This window comes from Moraxella nonliquefaciens (genome assembly GCF_001679005.1).
Lineage (GTDB): Bacteria > Pseudomonadota > Gammaproteobacteria > Pseudomonadales > Moraxellaceae > Moraxella > Moraxella nonliquefaciens.
In genome coordinates this window covers 1-1,929 of sequence record NZ_LXTW01000017.1, presented here as the reverse complement: position 1 = coordinate 1,929, position 1,929 = coordinate 1, and the positions used below count along the sequence as shown (strand labels likewise).

Below are 1,929 nucleotides of genomic sequence, written 5' to 3'. Positions count from 1 at the left end.
TTAGGAATTTTTGTATCATTGCCGTTAAACTGGTTGTCCCTTTTGATGGTAATGAAAAAGACTTTGAAAGATTGCTTAAACATTTAAATAAATAAGTTTGGAGAGCTATTGTGAATTTATTTGATGAGTGTAAAATTGCTTTGGGTAAAAATTTTTTGATACCAGATACTCAATGGGTTGAAGAATGTAGAAATTTAATAAAGTTACATTCCAAACTAAACTATATAGACTTTAATGAGTTGTCAGATCTAAAATCTTTTCTAATTTTGTATGAAAAAGAGTGTTTTTGTGTATTTGTTGATAATTCGGAGATTCCAGTATTTTCATCAAAGCTATTTGCAATTATTGATAATATATATGATATACTCTGTTTGTCGAATAATGTTTTTTTTGTAAATGATAGTGTGATAATAAAATCATTATTCCCCTCTTTTTCTCTAAGGGTTTTTATGGTGTTTGATTCCGAATTAGAAAGTCCGTAGGTTGGGTTGAGCTTGCGAAACCCAACAAATTCAAGGCTTGCATTTAATATGCCACGGGTAACAACATCACAACTGGTGCTTTATCAGGAGCGGGTAGTGAAGTGGCTGCACCTGCCTTGGCTAATTATCTATATGGCACCAACGAACCAAGCGAACTTAACCAAGAACAAAAAGACACCATCGTCAGCATTCTAAACCTTGCCACAGTAACAACAGCTTATACAGCGACTGATGGCAATACTACTGATGCTATGAGTGCTTCTGAGATAGGGAAAGTGGGGGTGGAGTGGAATTGGGCTGGCACTCCACAAGAACTCCAATACCAAGCTGAGCTCGATGCATTATGGATTGAAGTTGCCGGTGATAGAGAAAAATATTTTGAGGGTATTAAGAAGATTGGGGAGAGAGATGCGCTGGCTCTTGATATACTTCTCTTACCTGTGGGTGTTGGGGCTAAATTAGCCCAAGCTCAATTCAAGGCAATCGAAGTTTTGGTTTTATCTGCAAATAGACCCATTGCCTCCAATGGGCTGAGTGCGGCTGCAAGAAAACTCTCCAGCCACTCTCAAAGAAGCGGTGGTACTTTCCCAAAACCTACGGACAGTATTCAAAATCAAAATCAACAAGCGGAAAGAATATTAAGAGATATATTATCTAATCCCAACACAACCAGAACAAGGCTTTCTCGGGGTGGCTTTGAATTTCGCCTGCCCAATGGTCAAGGGGTAAGATACAATGCAAATGGTGAATTTAGTGGCTTTTTAGATCCAAAAAATTGAAGGTGGAAAGTATGTTGAAGGTGGACTATATCAATCAGGGCAAACAAGACTATCTTGGTGCAGAGATTTCAATCAACAATCAGATCATCTGTTTGATTGGTATTGGAGATGATTTAGATATTTTTATTGAGTTTTTTCATGACTACAGATTGATAGAGACACATGATTTGAAAGTTTCTTTTGACAGTCTTTTGTCCGTTCTTATGGACTGTAGAAAAGAACTGAATGAAATTATCACAAATATAAATAACCCGTAGATACCCCCTCCCTGCCAAAGCCAAACTAAACCAAACCAAACCATTAACTGAGTTTCACTTGGCTTTGGTAGGGAGTTTGGTGCTTAATCACACCAAAACAGATTTTGGATTGTGCTACACGCACCTACCCACTTCAAAATCACATCACCCCTGATGGATATCCGCATTCTGGTTAATGCAATAGCCGATGACAGACATTAATCATATGTGTCAGCATAAAGTACATATCACACCCATGTGCCAACAAAGCAAGGTATGTAGTTTGTGCTAAGACAAACCCACCCAACCAATCTCAACCCCACTGCATATCCCACTCCAAATGATCATCCATTCCACTCTTCACGTGACCACCCAATAAAAAACCACCAGCCAAGCCAATTTGCCTAACTGATGTTTTGATATCAACTTGCT

At 38.3% G+C, this 1,929-nt stretch carries 3 protein-coding genes; all 3 read left to right on the top strand.

Annotation, left to right across the window (positions count from 1 at the left end; translation table 11 throughout):
• Nucleotides 1–110 precede the first annotated feature (110 nt).
• Nucleotides 111–482 (top strand): CDI toxin immunity protein, encoded by a 372-nt coding sequence (locus A7456_RS12090; protein WP_067008767.1) that lies wholly within the window; start codon nucleotides 111–113, stop codon nucleotides 480–482.
• Nucleotides 483–583: 101 nt separating this feature from the next.
• The gene (locus tag A7456_RS06280) at nucleotides 584–1,261 is read left to right on the top strand and encodes a VENN motif pre-toxin domain-containing protein (RefSeq protein ID WP_067008764.1); all 678 of its coding nucleotides are present in this window, start codon (nucleotides 584–586) and stop codon (nucleotides 1,259–1,261) included.
• A gap of 11 nt (nucleotides 1,262–1,272) precedes the next feature.
• Nucleotides 1,273–1,518, top strand: coding sequence for a hypothetical protein (locus A7456_RS06275; protein WP_067008761.1), 246 nt, complete (start codon nucleotides 1,273–1,275; stop codon nucleotides 1,516–1,518).
• The last annotated feature ends 411 nt before the right edge of the window (nucleotides 1,519–1,929 follow it).